Source organism: Labrenzia sp. ATLA3 (assembly GCF_057180185.1).
In genome coordinates, this window is sequence record NZ_JBXUKV010000002.1 from 431077 (window position 1) to 447843 (window position 16767).

The 16767-nt window shown below is 61.6% G+C and carries 14 protein-coding genes; 11 read left to right on the forward strand and 3 right to left on the reverse strand.

All coding sequences use genetic code 11. The features are described from left to right. The first annotated feature begins 42 nt into the window (after window positions 1-42). The 5 genes from AC2A6O_RS06500 (at window position 43) to AC2A6O_RS06520 (ending at window position 5214) form a co-directional block, all read left to right on the forward strand. On the forward strand, window positions 43-807 hold the full coding sequence (locus AC2A6O_RS06500) for an SDR family NAD(P)-dependent oxidoreductase (RefSeq protein WP_498926202.1): 765 nt from the start codon (window positions 43-45) through the stop codon (window positions 805-807). After that, on the forward strand, window positions 804-1724 hold the full coding sequence (locus AC2A6O_RS06505; protein ID WP_498926203.1) for a 2-dehydro-3-deoxygalactonokinase: 921 nt from the start codon (window positions 804-806) through the stop codon (window positions 1722-1724). The genes AC2A6O_RS06500 and AC2A6O_RS06505 overlap by 4 nt, the downstream gene beginning before the upstream one ends. Beyond that, window positions 1721-2335 carry a 2-dehydro-3-deoxy-6-phosphogalactonate aldolase gene (locus AC2A6O_RS06510; RefSeq protein WP_498926204.1) on the forward strand — a complete coding sequence of 205 codons (615 nt, stop codon included), beginning with the start codon at window positions 1721-1723 and terminating at the stop codon, window positions 2333-2335. The genes AC2A6O_RS06505 and AC2A6O_RS06510 overlap by 4 nt, the downstream gene beginning before the upstream one ends. A 4-nt stretch (window positions 2336-2339) precedes the next feature. Continuing rightward, window positions 2340-3179 (forward strand): SMP-30/gluconolactonase/LRE family protein, encoded by an 840-nt coding sequence (locus tag AC2A6O_RS06515; protein ID WP_498926205.1) that lies wholly within the window; start codon window positions 2340-2342, stop codon window positions 3177-3179. 133 nt (window positions 3180-3312) lie between these two features. Beyond that, window positions 3313-5214, forward strand: coding sequence for a beta-galactosidase (locus AC2A6O_RS06520; RefSeq protein ID WP_498926206.1), 1902 nt, complete (start codon window positions 3313-3315; stop codon window positions 5212-5214). Window positions 5215-5422: 208 nt separating this feature from the next. Here AC2A6O_RS06520 and AC2A6O_RS06525 read toward each other — a convergent pair whose 3' ends face one another. From AC2A6O_RS06525 to iolG, 3 genes are all read right to left on the reverse strand, one after another. After that, on the reverse strand, window positions 5423-6100 hold the full coding sequence (locus AC2A6O_RS06525; RefSeq protein ID WP_498926207.1) for a DsbA family oxidoreductase: 678 nt from the start codon (window positions 6098-6100) through the stop codon (window positions 5423-5425). Window positions 6101-6398: 298 nt separating this feature from the next. Beyond that, window positions 6399-7532, reverse strand: coding sequence for a Gfo/Idh/MocA family protein (locus AC2A6O_RS06530; RefSeq protein ID WP_498926208.1), 1134 nt, complete (start codon window positions 7530-7532; stop codon window positions 6399-6401). A gap of 174 nt (window positions 7533-7706) precedes the next feature. Next, entirely contained in the window at window positions 7707-8705 is a 999-nt protein-coding gene (gene iolG, locus AC2A6O_RS06535) for an inositol 2-dehydrogenase (protein WP_498926209.1), read from the reverse strand. Window positions 8706-8822: 117 nt separating this feature from the next. Between iolG and AC2A6O_RS06540 the strand changes: the two genes are divergently transcribed. From AC2A6O_RS06540 to iolD, 6 genes are all read left to right on the forward strand, one after another. Continuing rightward, on the forward strand, window positions 8823-9689 hold the full coding sequence (locus AC2A6O_RS06540; protein ID WP_498926210.1) for a MurR/RpiR family transcriptional regulator: 867 nt from the start codon (window positions 8823-8825) through the stop codon (window positions 9687-9689). Between the two features lie 145 nt (window positions 9690-9834). Further along, the gene (locus AC2A6O_RS06545) at window positions 9835-10776 is read left to right on the forward strand and encodes a sugar ABC transporter substrate-binding protein (RefSeq protein ID WP_498926211.1); all 942 of its coding nucleotides are present in this window, start codon (window positions 9835-9837) and stop codon (window positions 10774-10776) included. Window positions 10777-10949: 173 nt separating this feature from the next. After that, window positions 10950-12077: an ABC transporter permease gene (locus AC2A6O_RS06550; protein ID WP_148582847.1), complete on the forward strand. Its 1128-nt coding sequence runs from the start codon at window positions 10950-10952 to the stop codon at window positions 12075-12077. Between the two features lies 1 nt (window position 12078). Beyond that, window positions 12079-12858, forward strand: a complete 780-nt coding sequence (locus AC2A6O_RS06555) for an ATP-binding cassette domain-containing protein (protein WP_148582848.1) — start codon at window positions 12079-12081, stop codon at window positions 12856-12858. Between the two features lie 28 nt (window positions 12859-12886). Further along, the gene (locus tag AC2A6O_RS06560; RefSeq protein ID WP_498926212.1) at window positions 12887-14845 is read left to right on the forward strand and encodes a bifunctional 5-dehydro-2-deoxygluconokinase/5-dehydro-2-deoxyphosphogluconate aldolase; all 1959 of its coding nucleotides are present in this window, start codon (window positions 12887-12889) and stop codon (window positions 14843-14845) included. Continuing rightward, window positions 14842-16683 carry a 3D-(3,5/4)-trihydroxycyclohexane-1,2-dione acylhydrolase (decyclizing) gene (gene iolD, locus AC2A6O_RS06565; RefSeq protein ID WP_498926213.1) on the forward strand — a complete coding sequence of 614 codons (1842 nt, stop codon included), beginning with the start codon at window positions 14842-14844 and terminating at the stop codon, window positions 16681-16683. The genes AC2A6O_RS06560 and iolD overlap by 4 nt, the downstream gene beginning before the upstream one ends. The last annotated feature ends 84 nt before the right edge of the window (window positions 16684-16767 follow it).

The following is a 16767-nucleotide window of genomic DNA, read 5'->3' on the forward strand; positions in this document are numbered from 1 at the left end:
ACGGATTTCGGCTTCGGCCACCAAAACAATTGAGGAAGTGCCATGAACGCAACATACCCGGATCTCGACAATGCATCGGTTTTCATCACCGGTGGCGGCTCCGGCATCGGCGCAGCGCTCACCGAGGGTTTCCTTCGGCAGGGAGCGAAAGTCGCCTTTGTGCAGCGCTCGGATGCCGCTGCCTTTTGCGACGAGATGGAGCAGAAATACGGCCGCCGTCCGTTGTTCCTGCCCTGTGACATCACCGATATGACCGCCCTCAAGGCCGCAATGGATCAGGCAGCCGAAGCCCATGGCCCGATTACGGTTCTGGTCAACAATGCCGCCAACGACAAACGACACAAGACCGAGGAGGTCGACGAGGCGTTCTGGGACTGGTCCGTGGCGATCAACCTGAAGGCCTATTTCTTTGCCTGCCAGCATGTGGTGGCCGGCATGCGTGCCGCTGGCGGCGGCTCGATCGTCAATTTCTCGTCCATTTCCTACATGATGGGCAACGCGGGCTATCCGGTTTACACCACCGCCAATTCAGGCATCAACGGCATGACCCGCAGCCTTGCCCGCGAGTTCGGCCCGGAAAACATCCGCGTCAACGCCCTGGCGCCCGGTTGGGTTCTGACCCAGAAGCAGAAGGACATGTGGGTGACGCCGGAAGGTCTGGCGGCCCATATCGACCGGCAGTGCCTCAAGGTTGAACTGCAGCCGGAAGACATGGTCGATCCGGTCCTGTTCCTGGCCTCCAGAACCAGCAAGGCCATGACCGGCCAGGCTCTGGTCGTGGATGGCGGCGTGGTGGTGACGGGATGACCACGCACCCAAAAGCAGCCTGGATCGCGGCGGATTGGGGCACCACCAATCTGCGCATCTGGGCGCTTGACGAAACCGGCAGCATGCTTGCCCATCGCAGCTCGGACAAGGGCATGGGCCGGTTGGAGAAACAGGACTACGAGCCTGCCCTGATCGAACTGGTCGCAGATCTGCTGAAGGAGGACGTGGCCACCCCGGTGATCGTCTGCGGCATGGCCGGATCCCGTCAGGGTTGGGCTGAAGCCCCCTATATGGCCACCCCCTGCACGCCGCCGTCAATCCGCAATGCCACCCGGGTGGAGGCAGCCGACCCGCGTCTGGATGTGCGCATCCTGCCCGGCATCAAGCAGCTAACGCCCCCCGATGTCATGCGCGGCGAAGAAACCCAGATCGCCGGGTTCCTCGTGGACAATCCCGGCTATACCGGCACTCTGTGTCTGCCCGGAACGCACACCAAGTGGGTCGCCCTCAAGGACGGGCGGATCGAGCGGTTTCGCACGTTCATGACGGGAGAAACCTTCGCCCTTCTGTTCAGTCACTCGGTGCTGCGGCATGGCCTGTCGTCCGACGACCTGGACAATGCTGCCTTTGCTACAGCCGCTGAACACAGTTTCCATGCGCCCGAAATGCTGACGGCTGATCTGTTCGGCGTACGCGCCGCCGGTCTGGTGGCGGACCTCGCCCCGGCGCAGGCCAGTGGCAGACTGTCGGGCCTTCTCATAGGCGTCGAACTCGCTGCCGTCAGCCGGGATTTCGATCTCGGCAATACCGCCCTTCTGGGCAGCGACAAGATCGTCGGCGCCTATCGCGCCGCCTTGACCCAGGTTGGCTACGCCTCCAGACAGCTCGACGCGCAAACCATCACCTTGAAGGGCCTGACCCTGGCCTATTCCTCCTACGAACCGGAGCATTCATGAGCCGTAACCTGATTGCCATTCTGCGCGGTCTGACCCCGGACGAAGCCCTGCCCGTTACCGAATGTCTGATAGCCGCCGGCATCACCCGCATCGAAGTGCCGCTCAACTCGCCGGATCCGCTTGTCAGCATTTCAGCGATGGCCAAGAGCTTCTCTTCAAAGGCGGAAATCGGCGCAGGCACCGTGCTCGCCCCCGAGCAGGTGCAAGACGTCAAGAACGCAGGCGGCACGCTGATCGTGTCACCCGACTGCAATCCGGACGTCATCAAGGCAACGAAAACCGAAGGCATGTCCTCCTTTCCCGGGGTGATGACTCCGAGCGAGTGCTTCACCGCTCTGCGCAGCGGCGCCAATGGCCTCAAGTTCTTTCCCGCTTCGCTCATTGGTCCGGACGGTCTGAAGGCGATGCTGGCCGTGTTGCCAAAGGGTACCCCCACTTATGCGGTCGGCGGTGCCGGTCCGGACAATTTTGGCGACTGGATCAAGGCCGGGGCCACAGGTTTCGGCATCGGGACAGCACTGTTCAAACCCGGTCTCAGCGTTGCAGACGTCAGCGACCGGGCCGAAAAAATCGTCGCCGCCTATGACGCGGCCGTTGCAGCATCCAGGTGATTTCATGAGCACAGTTTTCGACGAACGCCAGTGCACCCTTGGTGAGGGACCGCTGTGGCACCCCGAACGCCAGCAATTGTTCTGGTTCGACATCCTGAACAAGCGGCTGCTCAGCCGCGACAACGGCACCGAGAAAACCTGGCAGTTCGATGAATATGTCTCTGCTGCCGGCTGGGTGAGCCAGGCCGAGCTGCTGATCGCAAGTTCTTCCAAACTGTTCCTCTTCAATCTGGAAACGGAAGCCTCCGCAAAGATCTGCGATCTGGAAGCCGACAATGCGGTGACACGCTCCAACGACGGCCGCGCCGACCCCAGGGGCGGCTTCTGGATCGGCACCATGGGTATTGGCGCCGAAAAAGGCGCCGGATCGATCTATCGCTACTACAAGGGCGAACTGCGCAAGCTATTTTCCGGTATCACCATTTCCAACGCCATCTGTTTTTCGCCGGATGGTACCACGGCCTATTTCGCCGACACCGACGCATTGACCATCCAGCAGGTCTCTCTGGACGCCGAGGGCTGGCCTGCCGGCACGCCGACCTTGTTCACCGACCTTTCTGCAGACGGCTTCAACCCGGACGGTGCTGTGGTCGACAGCGAGGGCTTTCTTTGGAACGCCCATTGGGGCGCAAACCATGTCGCCCGCTATTCCGCGGACGGTAAATTCGCCGAGGCGGTTTCCATGCCCGCAAAACAGATCTCCTGCCCGGCGTTCGGCGGCGCGGATATGCAGACCCTCTTCGCCACATCCGCTGCCGACGGCCTGACTGGCCAGGACGAAGGCAAGACCTATTTTGCACAGGTGAAGGTTCGTGGGCAGAGCGAGCACCGGGTCGTGCTGTAACGGCTGCAACCCCTGACATCACAGGATTTCCGACGTGCGCTTTCCCCGCCTCTGAGGGACCGACAAACAAACTCCGGCAACGCACCGCCCCTCGCATGTGGGTTGCCGAACCATCAGGCAGTGAGCACCCATCATGAAACGCACTCTTGGCACCTGCTATTATCCGGAACACTGGCCGGAAGAGATCTGGGAAGCCGATGCCCGCCGCATGGCGGAAACCGGGCTGACATGGATCCGCATCGGTGAGTTCGCCTGGTCGCGTCTCGAGCCCCGTCCGGGTGAGCTGCACTTCGACTGGCTGGACCGGGCCATAGAAACCCTGGGACGCGCCGGACTGAAGGTCGTGCTCGGCACACCGACCGCGACGCCGCCGCGCTGGGTTGTCGACAAGCATCCGGACATGGTCGCTGTTGATGCCGACGGCAAACCGCGCAAGTTCGGCTCCCGCCGTCATTACTGCTTTTCCCATGAGGGCTATCGTCAGGAGAGCGACCGGATCGTAAAGCTTGTCGCCGATCGTTACGGCAACAATCCGCATGTCGCCGCCTGGCAGACCGACAACGAATATGGCTGCCACGATACGATCCTCTCCTATTCGGAGGCCGCCCGAAAAGCGTTCCGGATCTGGCTGAAGGAACGTTACGGCTCCATCGAGGCACTCAACCGGGCCTGGGGCAACGTCTTCTGGTCGATGGAATATCTCTCCTTCGACGAGATCGACCTGCCCAACCTCACGGTAACAGAGCCCAACCCGTCGCACACGCTCGCATTCCGGCGGTTCTCGTCCGATCAGGTGGTGACCTTCAACAAGCGCCAGGTCGATATCATCCGGGCACATTCCAGCGCCCCGATCAGCCACAACTACATGGGCCGGGTCACCGATTTCGACCACTTCAAGGTTGGCGACGATCTCGAGATCGCTACCTGGGACAGCTACCCGCTCGGCTTTCTGGAAGACCGTGTCGGCGCGGATGATACCCATCAGCGGGCCTTCATGCGCCAGGGCGATCCGGACTTCCAGGCGTTCCACCACGATCTTTACCGGGCCGTCGGCAAGGGCCGCTGGTGGGTGATGGAACAACAGCCGGGACCGGTGAACTGGGCCCCGCACAATCCCGCTCCATTGCCGGGCATGATGCGGCTCTGGGCCTGGGAGGCTTATGCCCACGGCGCGGAAGCCGTCTGCTATTTCCGCTGGCGCCAGGCACCCTTCGCGCAGGAACAGATGCATGCCGGCATGCTGCGCCCGGACAATGCCGATGCGCCTGTCCTTGTCGAAGCCCGCAAGGTCGCAGACGAATTGCGCGATGCACCTGACGTCTCGTCCCCGCGGGCGCCCGTTGCACTGATCTTCGACTATGACGCGGATTTCGCCTGGGCCACGCAACCCCACGGCAAGGGACTTTCCTACTTCCAGCTCGTTTTCGACACCTACAAGGCGCTGCGCAAGCTCGGGCTTTCGGTCGATATCCTACGCGGTGAAACCCGTGACTTTTCCGGCTACAAGATTGTTGCCCTGCCCGGCCTCATCTACGTGACGCAGGATCTGAAACAGGCGCTGTTGGAAACCGAAGCCCTGGTGGTGATGGGCCCGCGCACCGCCGCCCGCAATGCCGACATGGTCATTCCCGTGCCGTTGCCACCCGACATGCCCGGTCTTGACCTTGCCGTCTCACGTGTCGAGAGCCTGCGCCCGGACATGCCGATGCTGCTCAAGGGTGGTGGCGCCTTCACCGGTTACCGCGAGGAACTGGAAGGCGCCGGCGAAGTCATACTGGAACTTGAAGACGGCCAACCCGCCGCCTACCGTCAGGAGCATCTCGTCTATCTCGGCGGCTGGGGTGACGAAACCGCGCTAAAGCGGCTTTACGCCATGCTGTGCAAGGAAGCCGGGATCGACACGCTCGACCTTGCCGGCGGCGTCCGCTGCAGGACAACCGACGGCCTCAGGATCTGGACCAACTATGGCGCGGACCCTGCCGAAACACCGGCCGGCCGGATCGAAGCTGCAGGGGTGTTGTTCGAGACGCTCTGAAGAAACAGTGGCTCCACCCTAAAAGGGGTAAGAGAACCAAGCTCTTCCCCCTCCCCGTCTTTGCAGGGCTCGACCCTGCAATCCATGCCGTGACGGCGCCTCAAGCAGCGGCCCGACGAGTCGGAACGAAACGGCTTGGACGCCATGGCCGAGCCATGGCATGAGGCAGAAATTGGACGATCTACTGGGTATCTCTAAGGCTGTGCCGTCAGGCCGCCTTGCCCCTCGTCAGCTCGGTGATGATTGCCGCGAAATTGTCGACACCCTGTGCCCCTGAAACCAGGTGCTGACGTTCGAAGACGACCGCCGGAACGCCGTGGATGCCGTTGCCGGTCCAGAAGGCTTCTTCCGCGCGAACGACCTCGGCAAAACGACCATCTTCCAGAACGGCGAGGGCTTCGACGCGGTTCAGGCCGACGCTTTCTGCCACATCCGCCAGCACTTGGTCGTCGTGAACGTCCTTCCGGTCGTGGAAGTAGGCCTGGAACAGCGCCATTTTCAACGCATGTTCCTTGCCGCTCTCACCAGCCCAATGGATCAGCTGATGCGCCTTGAATGTGTTCACCATGCGCATGTCGTCGGTGAACCTGAAGTCGAAACCGAGGCTTGCGCCCAACTCCGTCAGCCGGTCCCGCGCCGCCTGGGATTGCTCTGCGCTGGAGCCGTATTTGCGCATGATATGCTCGCGCAGGTTTTCTCCTTCGGCCACCATGTCCGGATTAAGCTCGAACGGGTGCCACTTGATGGCGGCGGAAACCCCCGTGCGGGCAATCGCCTGTTCAAGCTGCTTGAAGCCGACAATGCACCAGGGGCACACGACATCGGACACGATATCGATCTGAAGAACATCGTCGAGGCCGGTCGTGTCTGTCTCTTGCGTAGTCATGTTAGCTCCTTTGCCGGCGCTCTCAGCCGGGGTCTGGCAAGCACCATTGTCTGTCTTTCCCTGCATATAGGAGCCACAGCCGCACGGGAAAAGGCGACGCCTACCAGCGGACAACCGCATTTTCCGATCGAACAGCAGCCTTCCCGCCCTCCGTCAAAGGGTGTGATCGCCTTTCGGCGGCGGTGTACAGCCTCAGTCCATGTCCTTGGCTCGATCCCCACTCCGGTCGACCTGCATGCTTTCGAACAGGGTTTCGGATCGCGTCCGCATGGCATCGACACAGGCGGTACTGGCCTCGTCAGTCCGCCTTTGTCACCTTCACCCGGGTGCCCGTCTGAGAAGCTTCGGCAATTGCATGGATCACCGCTTCGAAATGAAGCGCTTCGCGGAAGGATGGCACCGCGTTGCGGCCTTCGGCAATTGCCGTCAGGAACTCATGAACCTCGATCACCTTCAGGTCGTTGAAGCCAAGCTGATGCCCGGCGGCCGGAACGAACTGGCCGTATGGCGGATGGGCAGGGCCGGTCAGCAACGTCTTGAAGCCCTGTTCGGCAGCTTCGCCCCGGTTCTGGTAGAGCCGGAGTTCATTCATGCGCTCCTGATCGAAGGTGATCATGCCTTCCGTACCATGCACCTCGAAGGCGATGTAGCTCTTGCGACCCCAGGCACTACGCGAGGTCGAGACGACGCCATGGACACCGTTTTCGAAGGTCAGCAGCGCAGAGGCAATGTCCTCGTTTTCCACCGCCCGGCGCTCGCTTGAGCCATCGCCCAATGGCCGTGTTTCGTGAACAGTTCTTGTCTCCGCGATCAGGCTCTCAACCGGGCCGACCAGGGCCGTTGCCAGCGAGATCAGGTGGCAACCAAGATCGCCAAGCGTGCCGAGACCGGCGTCGGCCTTGGTTGCCCGCCACGTCCAGGCCAGATCCGGGTCGGCCTGATAGTCCTCGTCGACCATGCCGCGGAAGTGCACAATCCGGCCGATGGCGCCGTCCGCGATGAGTTTGCGGGCATGGGAAATCGCCGGATTGTGCAGGTAATTGTACCCGACAATGGTTTTCGCACCCGTCCTTTCGGCAAGAGCCAGCATCTGCCTGGCGTCCTCCAGGCTGAGCGCCATCGGCTTTTCCAGATGCACATGCTTGCCGGCCTCAAGCGCGGCAAACGCCATCTCCTTGTGTACCTTGTTGGGCGTGGTGATGCAGACGATATCGACCTTGGGATCCGCAATCAGATCTTTCCAGTCGCTGGTAGCCCTGGCAAAACCGAACTGGTCGGCAAAGGCTTCAGCCTTCTCTGCCGGTACATCGCACAAAACTTCCAGGCGGGTTGCCGGCACATCGCCGAACACCGCTTTCACCGAACCATAGGCAAGTGCATGGCACTTGCCCATGAAACCGGTGCCGATTAATCCGATACCGAGACTTGTCATGTAATCCGATCCTCCCGGAGGTGACGAAGCGGACCGCTCCGCCTTTAACCTCATCCTGAGGAAGCGCCTTGGCGCTGTCTCGAAGGATGGGCCGCGTGCTCAAGAGTGTGCCGCCCATCCTTCGAGACGGACCGGACGGTCCTCCTCAGGATGAGGTCATAGTGGTTCTGGCGCTCAGACTTCGTCCATGCCGACGGCACGGCGTTCGGCAATGGACTTGAGCGCGGCTTCCGCAAGGGCGAGTGCCTTCAGACCATCTTCACCACTGGGGGACGGCGCCGAGCCTGTTTCAATGGCCTCGACGAAGGCGGTGATTTCCGCCGCATAGGCTTCCGTGTAGCGGGTCATGAAGAAATCATGCAGCGGCGGGCGGGTGTAACCGGCCTCTGTCGCCACCTCGATGGAAACCGGACGCTGGTTTTCCGCGCTGACCACCCCTTTGGAGCCATGAACCTCGATCCGCTGATCGTAGCCATAGGTTGCCCGGCGGGAGTTGGAGATCGAACACTGCTTGCCGGACGCCGTCGTCAGCACCACCGTGGCGCTGTCGTAGTCGCCCAGTTTGCCGATTTCCGGATCAACCAGAACAGAAGCAGTGGCATAAACGGTGGTGACTTCTTCGCCCAACAGAAAGCGGGCCATGTCGAAATCGTGGATTGTCATGTCACGGAAGATGCCGCCGGAGGACGTGATGTAGGACGGCGGTGGCGCACCCGGATCACGCGAGGTGATCTGCACCATCTCCACGTCCCCGATCTGGCCTTCGTCAATGGCGGCACGCACGGCACGGAAATGCGGGTCGAAGCGGCGGTTGAACCCGAGCATCAGGGTTGCGCCGAGGTCTTCAACCGTCTTCAGGCAGGCCTTTACCCGGTCAAGCGACAGATCGATGGGCTTTTCGCAGAAGATGGCCTTGCCTTCCCGTGCAAATTTCTCGATCAGATCCGCATGGGTGTCTGTCGGCGTGCAGATGATCACCGCATCGACATCCCCCGCAGCTGCGATCTCGTCGATGGTGCTGACGCGCGCACCATAGGCAGCCGCAAGCGTTTCGGCAGCTTCCGGGAAAGCGTCCGCAACCGCGACAAGCGTCGCACCGGCCGCCGCGCCAATGGCCTTTGCATGTACTTTACCGATACGTCCGGCCCCAAGCAGGGCGACATTGACGGCCATGATACTTCCTCCCGGATAACATGTGGCAGGGCGGGCTGAACCAGCGCTTGCCAATTTAGAATAAAAATTCCAAAATCATTTTCGACGGAATGTGTCAAGCAGGAAAAGAAGAAGACAATGAATGACGCCTCGCCCCATCCAGACCTGGACGCCAACCTCGCTTCCGCCGAAATGCTTGCTCCGCCTCAGTCCATCGACGCGTTTTTCACCCGTCTCGGCAGCACAGCGGACAGATTGCCCAAACGCCTGAAACAATTCGCGAACTATATTGCAGCCAATCCGGACAAGGTGGCGGTTTCCACCGTTGCCGAACTTGCAGACGGCGCTGATGTGCAACCCTCCGCAGTCATGCGTTTCTGCCAGGAAATGGGCTTTTCCGGTTTTTCGCAAATGCAGAAGCTGTTCCGCTCCGATTATTCCCAGAAGTGGCCGGACTATGCCACCCGTCTCGCCAAATTGCGGGAACACGGCACTGAGTCTCCCTCCGCCCTTCTGGCCGAATTCGTCGAGGTTGGCCGTGCGTCTTTGGAAAACCTGCTGACAACCGTCGACCCCATTGCCCTGCAACAGGCCGTCGATGTGCTGGCCCGCGCCGAGACAATCCACATGATCGGCTTCCGCAGGGCCTTTCCGGTGACCTCGTATCTTGCATATGCCTTTGAAAAAATGGACGTTCCTGCCGTTCTTCATTCCGGCATTGCCAACATCAACATGGAACACCTGATCCGCCCGAACGACGCCGTGATTGCGGTAACCTTCGCGCCCTACACCGAAATGACCATCGATATGGCCACCAAGGCCCGTGCCAGTGGCGCCGATATTGTCGCTATCACGGATGTGGTCACCAGCCCGCTCGCACGCCTCAAGGCGATCCAGCTTCTGGTGTCGGAACTGGACGTCGGCGCGTTCCGGGCCTTGTCCGCAAGTCTTTCTCTCGCCATTGCGCTGGCGGTTTCCGTGGGGGCGCAGAGGAACCGGATATGAGCTTTATGGAAAAAATCTGTTGCGCTCAGATAAAAATGGAATTTATATTCCAAACGCGGCAACGGTCAGCCGGAGCCGCCACAGACTTCTGATGACGCGGGTGGGATTGTTAAAGGCCCGCGGTCCACGTTCTGGGAGGAACACCATGAAGAAGACACTTATCGCGATGGCGGCTGCCGCTGTTGCCTTCACCGGACTTACCGCTCCGGCCTCCGCTGACGGAGAACGTTTCGTTCTGGTCAGCCATGCACCGGACAGCGACAGCTGGTGGAACACGATCAAGAACGCCATTGCCGTTGCCGGCGACCAGATGGACGTCGAAGTGGAATACCGCAACCCTCCGACGGGCGACCTTGCCGACATGGCCCGCATCATCGAGCAGGCGGCTGCGTCCAACCCGAACGGCATCATCGCGACAATCGCCGACTACGACGTTCTGAGCGGCCCGCTGTCCAATGCGGTTGCCAAGGGCATTCCGGTCATCACCATCAACTCCGGCACCGAAGAGCAGTCCAAGAAAATCGGCGCTCTGATGCATGTCGGTCAGCCGGAATATGACGCAGGCAAGGGTGCCGGCGAAAAGGCCAAGGCGGCCGGCGTCACCGACTTCCTTTGTGTGAACCACTACATCACCAACCCGGCATCGGTTGAACGTTGTCAGGGCTATGCCGACGCACTGGGCGTGGAACTCGGCAGCCACATGATCGACAGCGGTCAGGACCCGGCTGAAATCAAGTCCAAGGTCATGGCCTATCTGCAGGGTCATCCGGACACCAACGGCATCCTGACCCTCGGGCCGACCTCGGCACATCCGACGCTGGCAGCGTTGGAAGAAATGGGCAAATCCGGCACCATCCACTTCGGCACCTTCGACCTGTCGGGTGAAATCGCTGAAGCCATCAAGGGCGACGTGATTGCCTTTGCCATCGACCAGCAGCCTTACCTGCAGGGCTACCTGCCGGTCGTCATCCTGACGAACCTGGCGCGTTACGGCGTGGTTCCGGGCAACTCCATCAACTCCGGCCCGGGCTTCGTGACCAAAAACAACATTGCCCTGGTGGAAAAGTACGCCGGCGAATACCGGTAAGCGAACCTGAAGGGCCGCCAGGTGCGGCCCTGCGGAGAGGCGGTGTCCGCCTCTCCCTTTCAACAGACACACCCGCGCGCCCAGACGGGCAAGCACTGAATTCCAGAACACTGTTCTGCGGCCGGGCCGCATACTGGACGCGGCCGGCCACCCCGGCACGCAGGAGGAGACCTATGGCTGAGACACAATCGGCAGCCGCCCCTCAGAAAGACGAGCGCATCCGCGAAATGTCGCCCATGCGCAAAGCCCTGATCCGCCCGGAACTGGGCGCGATCTGCGGCACCATCCTTGTTTTCATGTTCTTCCTGGGCATCGCCAGCGACAGCGGCATGTTCTCGCCGGAAGGCATCATCAACTGGGGCACAGTCTCTGCCCAGTTCGCCATCATCGCCGTCGGCGCCTGCCTCCTGATGATCGCAGGCGAGTTCGATCTCTCCGTCGGCTCCATGATCGGCTTTTCCGGAATCATCATCGCACTCATCTCCGTACAATGGGGATATCCGGTCTGGGTCGGCATCTTGGTCGCTTTCGCGATGGCACTGGCCATCGGCGCGCTCAACGGCTACCTGGTCGTCAAGACCGGCCTGCCCTCCTTTATCGTCACCCTCGCCTTTCTCTACATTCTGCGCGGCCTGACGATCTTCATTTCCATCGCCACCACCCGCAAGACCATCATCGGCGGTGTACGTGAGGTCGCAGAGGGCGATCCGATTGCCTGGCTCTTCGGCGGCAAGGTTTTTTCCGGCCTGTTTGTCTGGCTTGCCGATCTCGGCATCGTCGGCAAGTTCGTTGCTGGTCCGAAAGCCGGCCAGCCGGTGGTCGAAGGCATCCCGATGCTGATGATCTGGGCGGTGATCCTGATCGTGTTCGGCCACCTCCTTCTCACCCGCACCCGCTTCGGCAACTGGATCTTCGCCGCTGGCGGAGATGCCCAGGCAGCCCGCTATGTCGGTGTTCCGGTGAACCGGGTCAAGATCCTGATGTTCATGTTCACCGCCTTCTGCGCGACCATTTTCGCCACCTGCCAGGTGATGGAATTCGGCTCTGCCGCGGCTGACCGTGGCCTGCTGAAGGAATTCGAAGCCATCATTTCCGTGGTGATCGGCGGCGCGCTTCTCACCGGTGGCTACGGCTCGGTGGTCGGCGCGGCCCTTGGCGCCCTGATCTTCGGCGTCGTCCAGCAGGGCCTTTTCTTCGCCGGGGTCGAAAGCTCGCTGTTCCGGGTTTTCCTCGGCGTGATCCTGCTGCTGGCCGTGATCCTCAACACCTATATCCGCCGCATGATCACGGGGGAAAGATAAGATGTCCGACAACCTGATCGAACTCGTCGATATCGAGAAACACTTCGGCCCGGTGATCGCCCTGAACGGTGTCTCCGTTTCCGTGAAGGCCGGCGAATGCCACTGCCTTCTGGGCGACAACGGCGCGGGCAAGTCCACCTTCATCAAGACCATGTCCGGCGTCCACAAGCCGACCAAGGGCAAGATCCTGATGGACGGCAAGGAAGTCAACTTCAACAGCCCGCGTGACGCCATGGAAGCCGGCATAGCGACCGTCTACCAGGACCTGGCGATGATCCCGCTGATGTCCGTCACCCGCAATTTCTGGATGGGCCGCGAACCGCAGAAGCGCTTCGGCCCGTTCAAGTTCTTCGACTTTGCCCAGGCCAACGAAGTCACCATGACCGAAATGGCCAAGATGGGGATTCACCTGCGCTCGCCGGACCAGGCGGTCGGCACCTTGTCCGGCGGCGAACGCCAGACGGTGGCAATTTCCCGTGCCGTCTTCTTCGGCGCCAAGGTGCTGATTCTGGACGAGCCGACATCGGCCCTTGGCGTGCGCCAGACCTCCAACGTTCTGGCGACAATCGACAAGGTCCGTCAAAAGGGTATCGGCGTAGTCTTCATCACCCACAACGTGCGCCATGCCATGGCCGTGGGCGACAGGTTCACGGTGCTCAACCGTGGCAAGACGCTTGGCACCGCGTTGCGCGGGGACATAAAAGCGGAAGAACTTCAGGACCTGATGGCCGGTGGCCAGGAACTGGCGGAACTGGAAGGTTCGCTCGGCGGCACCATCTGACGGGCTGAATGAGAAACGGAATGTGCACGTGAAGAAACTCGATGTCATCACGATAGGCCGCTCGTCGGTCGACCTTTACGGAGCCCAGGCGGGCGGGCGTCTGGAGGACATGGCGTCCTTCAACAAATATATCGGCGGCTCGCCCACCAACATGGCCTGCGGCACCGCGCGGCTCGGCCTGCGGTCGGCGCTGATCACCCGTGTCGGTGACGAGCACATGGGCCGTTTCATCCGCGAGGAACTGGAACGGCACGGCGTCGACACACAGGGGGTGATCACCGACAAGGAGCGGCTGACCGCCCTCGTCCTGCTGGGCATCCGTGATCAGGAGCAGTTCCCGCTGATCTTCTACCGCGAGAACTGTGCCGACATGGCGCTGGTTGAAGACGACATCGATCCCGCGTTCATTGCGTCGGCCAAGGCTGTTGTCGCCACCGGCACGCACCTCAGCCACCCGCAGACGGAAGCCGCCGTTCTGAAAGCCCTGAGGCTTGCGCGTGAAAGCGGCAGCCGCACCGCGCTCGACATCGACTACCGCCCCAATCTGTGGGGCCTGTCCGGACACGGCGACGGCGAGAACCGCTTCATCGCGTCCGACAAGGTCACGGAAAAACTGCAATCGACCTTGCATCTGTTCGACCTGATTGTCGGCACGGAAGAAGAATTCCACATCGCCGGCGGCACCACAGATACGCTCGAGGCACTTCGCAACGTGCGCAAGGTGTCCGCAGCGACGTTGGTCTGCAAGCGCGGACCTATGGGCGCAACCGCCTTTGAAGGTGCCATTCCCGGCAGCCTTGACGACGGCATATCCGGCCCGGGTTTCCCGATTGAGGTGTTCAACGTTCTGGGGGCCGGTGACGGCTTCATGTCCGGCCTGCTGAAAGGCTGGATCACCGGCGAAGACTGGGTCACGGCCCTGACCTATGCCAATGCTTGCGGTGCCTTCGCGGTGTCCCGGCACGGCTGCACGCCCGCCTACCCAAGCTGGGAGGAACTGCAGTTCTTCCTGAAACGGGGTGTGAAGGACAAGGCCTTGCGCAAGGACCCGGACCTGGAGCAGATCCACTGGTCCACCAACCGGCACCGGCTGCACGGCGGCGACTGGTCGACCATGCGAGTCTTTGCCTTCGACCACCGCATCCAGCTGGAACAGATGGCCGATGCGGCCAATGCCGGTCACGAGCGGATCGGATCGTTCAAGAAACTCTGCCTCGACGCGGCCCTTGCGGTTGCGGACGGTCAGCCTGGCTATGGCATCCTGTGCGATAGCCGGCATGGCCGCGAGGCGCTTTATCGGGCCGCCGGAACCGGACTTTGGATCGGTCATCCGGTGGAGTGGCCTGCCTCCCGGCCACTGACCCTGGAACCGGAAATCGGTCCGGATTTCGGCGGCCTGGCCGAATGGCCGGCAGAGCATGTGGTCAAGGTGCTCTGCTTCTATCATCCCTATGACACCGACGCGATGAAGGCCGAGCAGGAAGGCATCCTGAAACGGCTGTTTGCGGCCTGCCGCCGCAACCGGCTGGAAATGCTGCTGGAAGTCATCCCGTCCAAGGTCGGCCCGGTGGATGCGGACACGACAGCCGCTATCATCCGCCGCTTCTATGAGATCGGCATTTATCCGGACTGGTGGAAACTGGAACCGATGACCTCGGCAGAAGCCTGGGCGAGAGCCTGTGCGGCGATTACCGAAAACGATCCCCACACCCGCGGCATCGTGGTGCTGGGCCTCGATGCGCCGGAAGATGAGCTCGCCGCCAGCTTTGCCGAGGCGGCCCGGTTTCCGCTGGTCAAGGGTTTTGCCGTCGGCCGTACGATTTTCGCGGATGCCGCCCGGAAATGGCTGGCGGATGAATTGACAGACGAAGCTGCCATCGCCGACATGGTGAGCCGCTTCAACCGCCTGTGCCACATCTGGGATACCGCCCGCGCAGAAGCCGGAAGCAAGGCGAACGAAAACGAACCCCAAGGAATTTCCGCATGAGTACGATCCGTCTGACAGCCGCACAGGCGATGGTCCGTTATCTTTCGGCGCAAATGACCGAAGACGGCGAGCGTTTCATTGATGGCGTCTGGGCGATCTTCGGCCACGGCAATGTTGCCGGCATGGGCGAAGCGCTGGAGCAGGCCGGCAACGCCTTGCCGACCTGGCGCGGCCAGAATGAACAGACAATGGCACATACTGCCATAGCCTATGCCAAGGCCAGAAAACGCACCCGGGCGATGGCGGTGACCTCTTCCATCGGCCCCGGCGCCACCAACATGGTGACCGCCGCCGCCCTTGCCCATGTAAACCGCCTGCCGGTGCTGTTGATCCCTGGGGATGTCTTCGCCAATCGCGCACCGGACCCGGTGCTGCAGCAAGTAGAGGACTTCGATGACGGTACGGTTTCGGCCAATGATTGCTTCCGTCCCGTCTCACGTTATTTCGACCGGATCAGCCGCCCCGAACATCTGCTGACGGCACTGCCGCGGGCTTTTCGCGTGATGACCGACCCGGCCAACTGCGGCCCGGTGACCCTCGCCTTCTGCCAGGACACCCAGGCCGAGGCGTTCGACTATCCGGCAAGCTTCTTCGAACCCAAGGTCTGGCGCATTCGCAGGCCGGAACCGGACAGCCGGGATATTGCCGATGTCACGGCACTCATCAAGGCAGCGAAAAAACCGGTTCTCGTCTGCGGCGGCGGCGTCATCTATTCGCAGGCCGAACAGACCCTTGGCGAGTTTGCGACGAAACACGGCATTCCGGTGATCGAGACCCAGGCCGGCAAATCGGCACTGGCCCAGTCTCACCCGATGAACTTCGGCACTGCCGGTGTCGATGGCTCGGCCTGTGCCAACGAGATTGCGGAAAGCGCCGATCTCGTCATCGGCGTCGGCACCCGTTTTCAGGATTTCACCACCGGCTCCTGGGCTCTCTTCAAGGAGCCCGGCCGCAAGCTGGTGTCGATCAACGTTCAAAGCTACGACGCGCTGAAGCACGGCGCCATGGGTCTCGTCGGCGATGCCAAAGTGGCCCTGGAGAAGATCTCCACCGCGCTCGGCGACGAGAAGAAGTCTGCCTTCGATCCGCAGTCCCGTCTCGACTGGCTGTCCAGGGTCGACGCCCATTGCAGCGCCCGCACCAACGTGCCCGCAGACTACCTGCCGCTGGATGCGGAGGTAATCGGCGCGGTTCAGCGGACTTCATCGGAAAAGACCATCGCCATGTGCGCCGCCGGCACCATGCCCGGTGCGCTGAAGCTCCTTTGGCAGGCGCCACAGGGCGGCTATCACATGGAATACGGCTATTCCTGCATGGGTTACGAGATTGCAGGCGCCATGGGCGTCAAGCTGGCCCAGCCGGAGCGGGATGTCGTCTGCTTCCTCGGCGACGGCTCCTACATGATGGCCAATTCGGAGCTGGCGACTGCCGTCATGCGGCGCGTGCCGTTCACGGTGGTCCTGACGGACAATCGCGGCTACGGCTGCATCAACCGGCTGCAGATGGGCACCGGTGGCAACCAGTTCAACAACCTCTATCAGAGCTGCAACGTCGAGGCCCAGCCTGACATCGACTTCGTCGCCCACGCGGCCGCGATGGGAGCTCACGCGGTGAAGGCAAAGGACATTGCCGACCTGGAAGCGCAGATCCTCGCCTCAAAGGACCGGGCCATTCCGACGGTGATCGTCATCGACACGGACCCGATGCACGGACCGGGTGAAAACGGCGGTGGCCATTGGTGGGATGTTGCCGTTCCCGAAGTTTCGCAGCGCGCCGAAGTCCGGCAGGCCCGTGAAGGCTATGTCGCGGAGCTGAAGCACCAGAACCTTGTCGATTAGGGAAAGGCATCGCAGCACACCGACATCCTCTCCTTATGACCTCTTCCTGAGGAGGACCATCCGGTCCGTCTCGAAGGGAGGGGG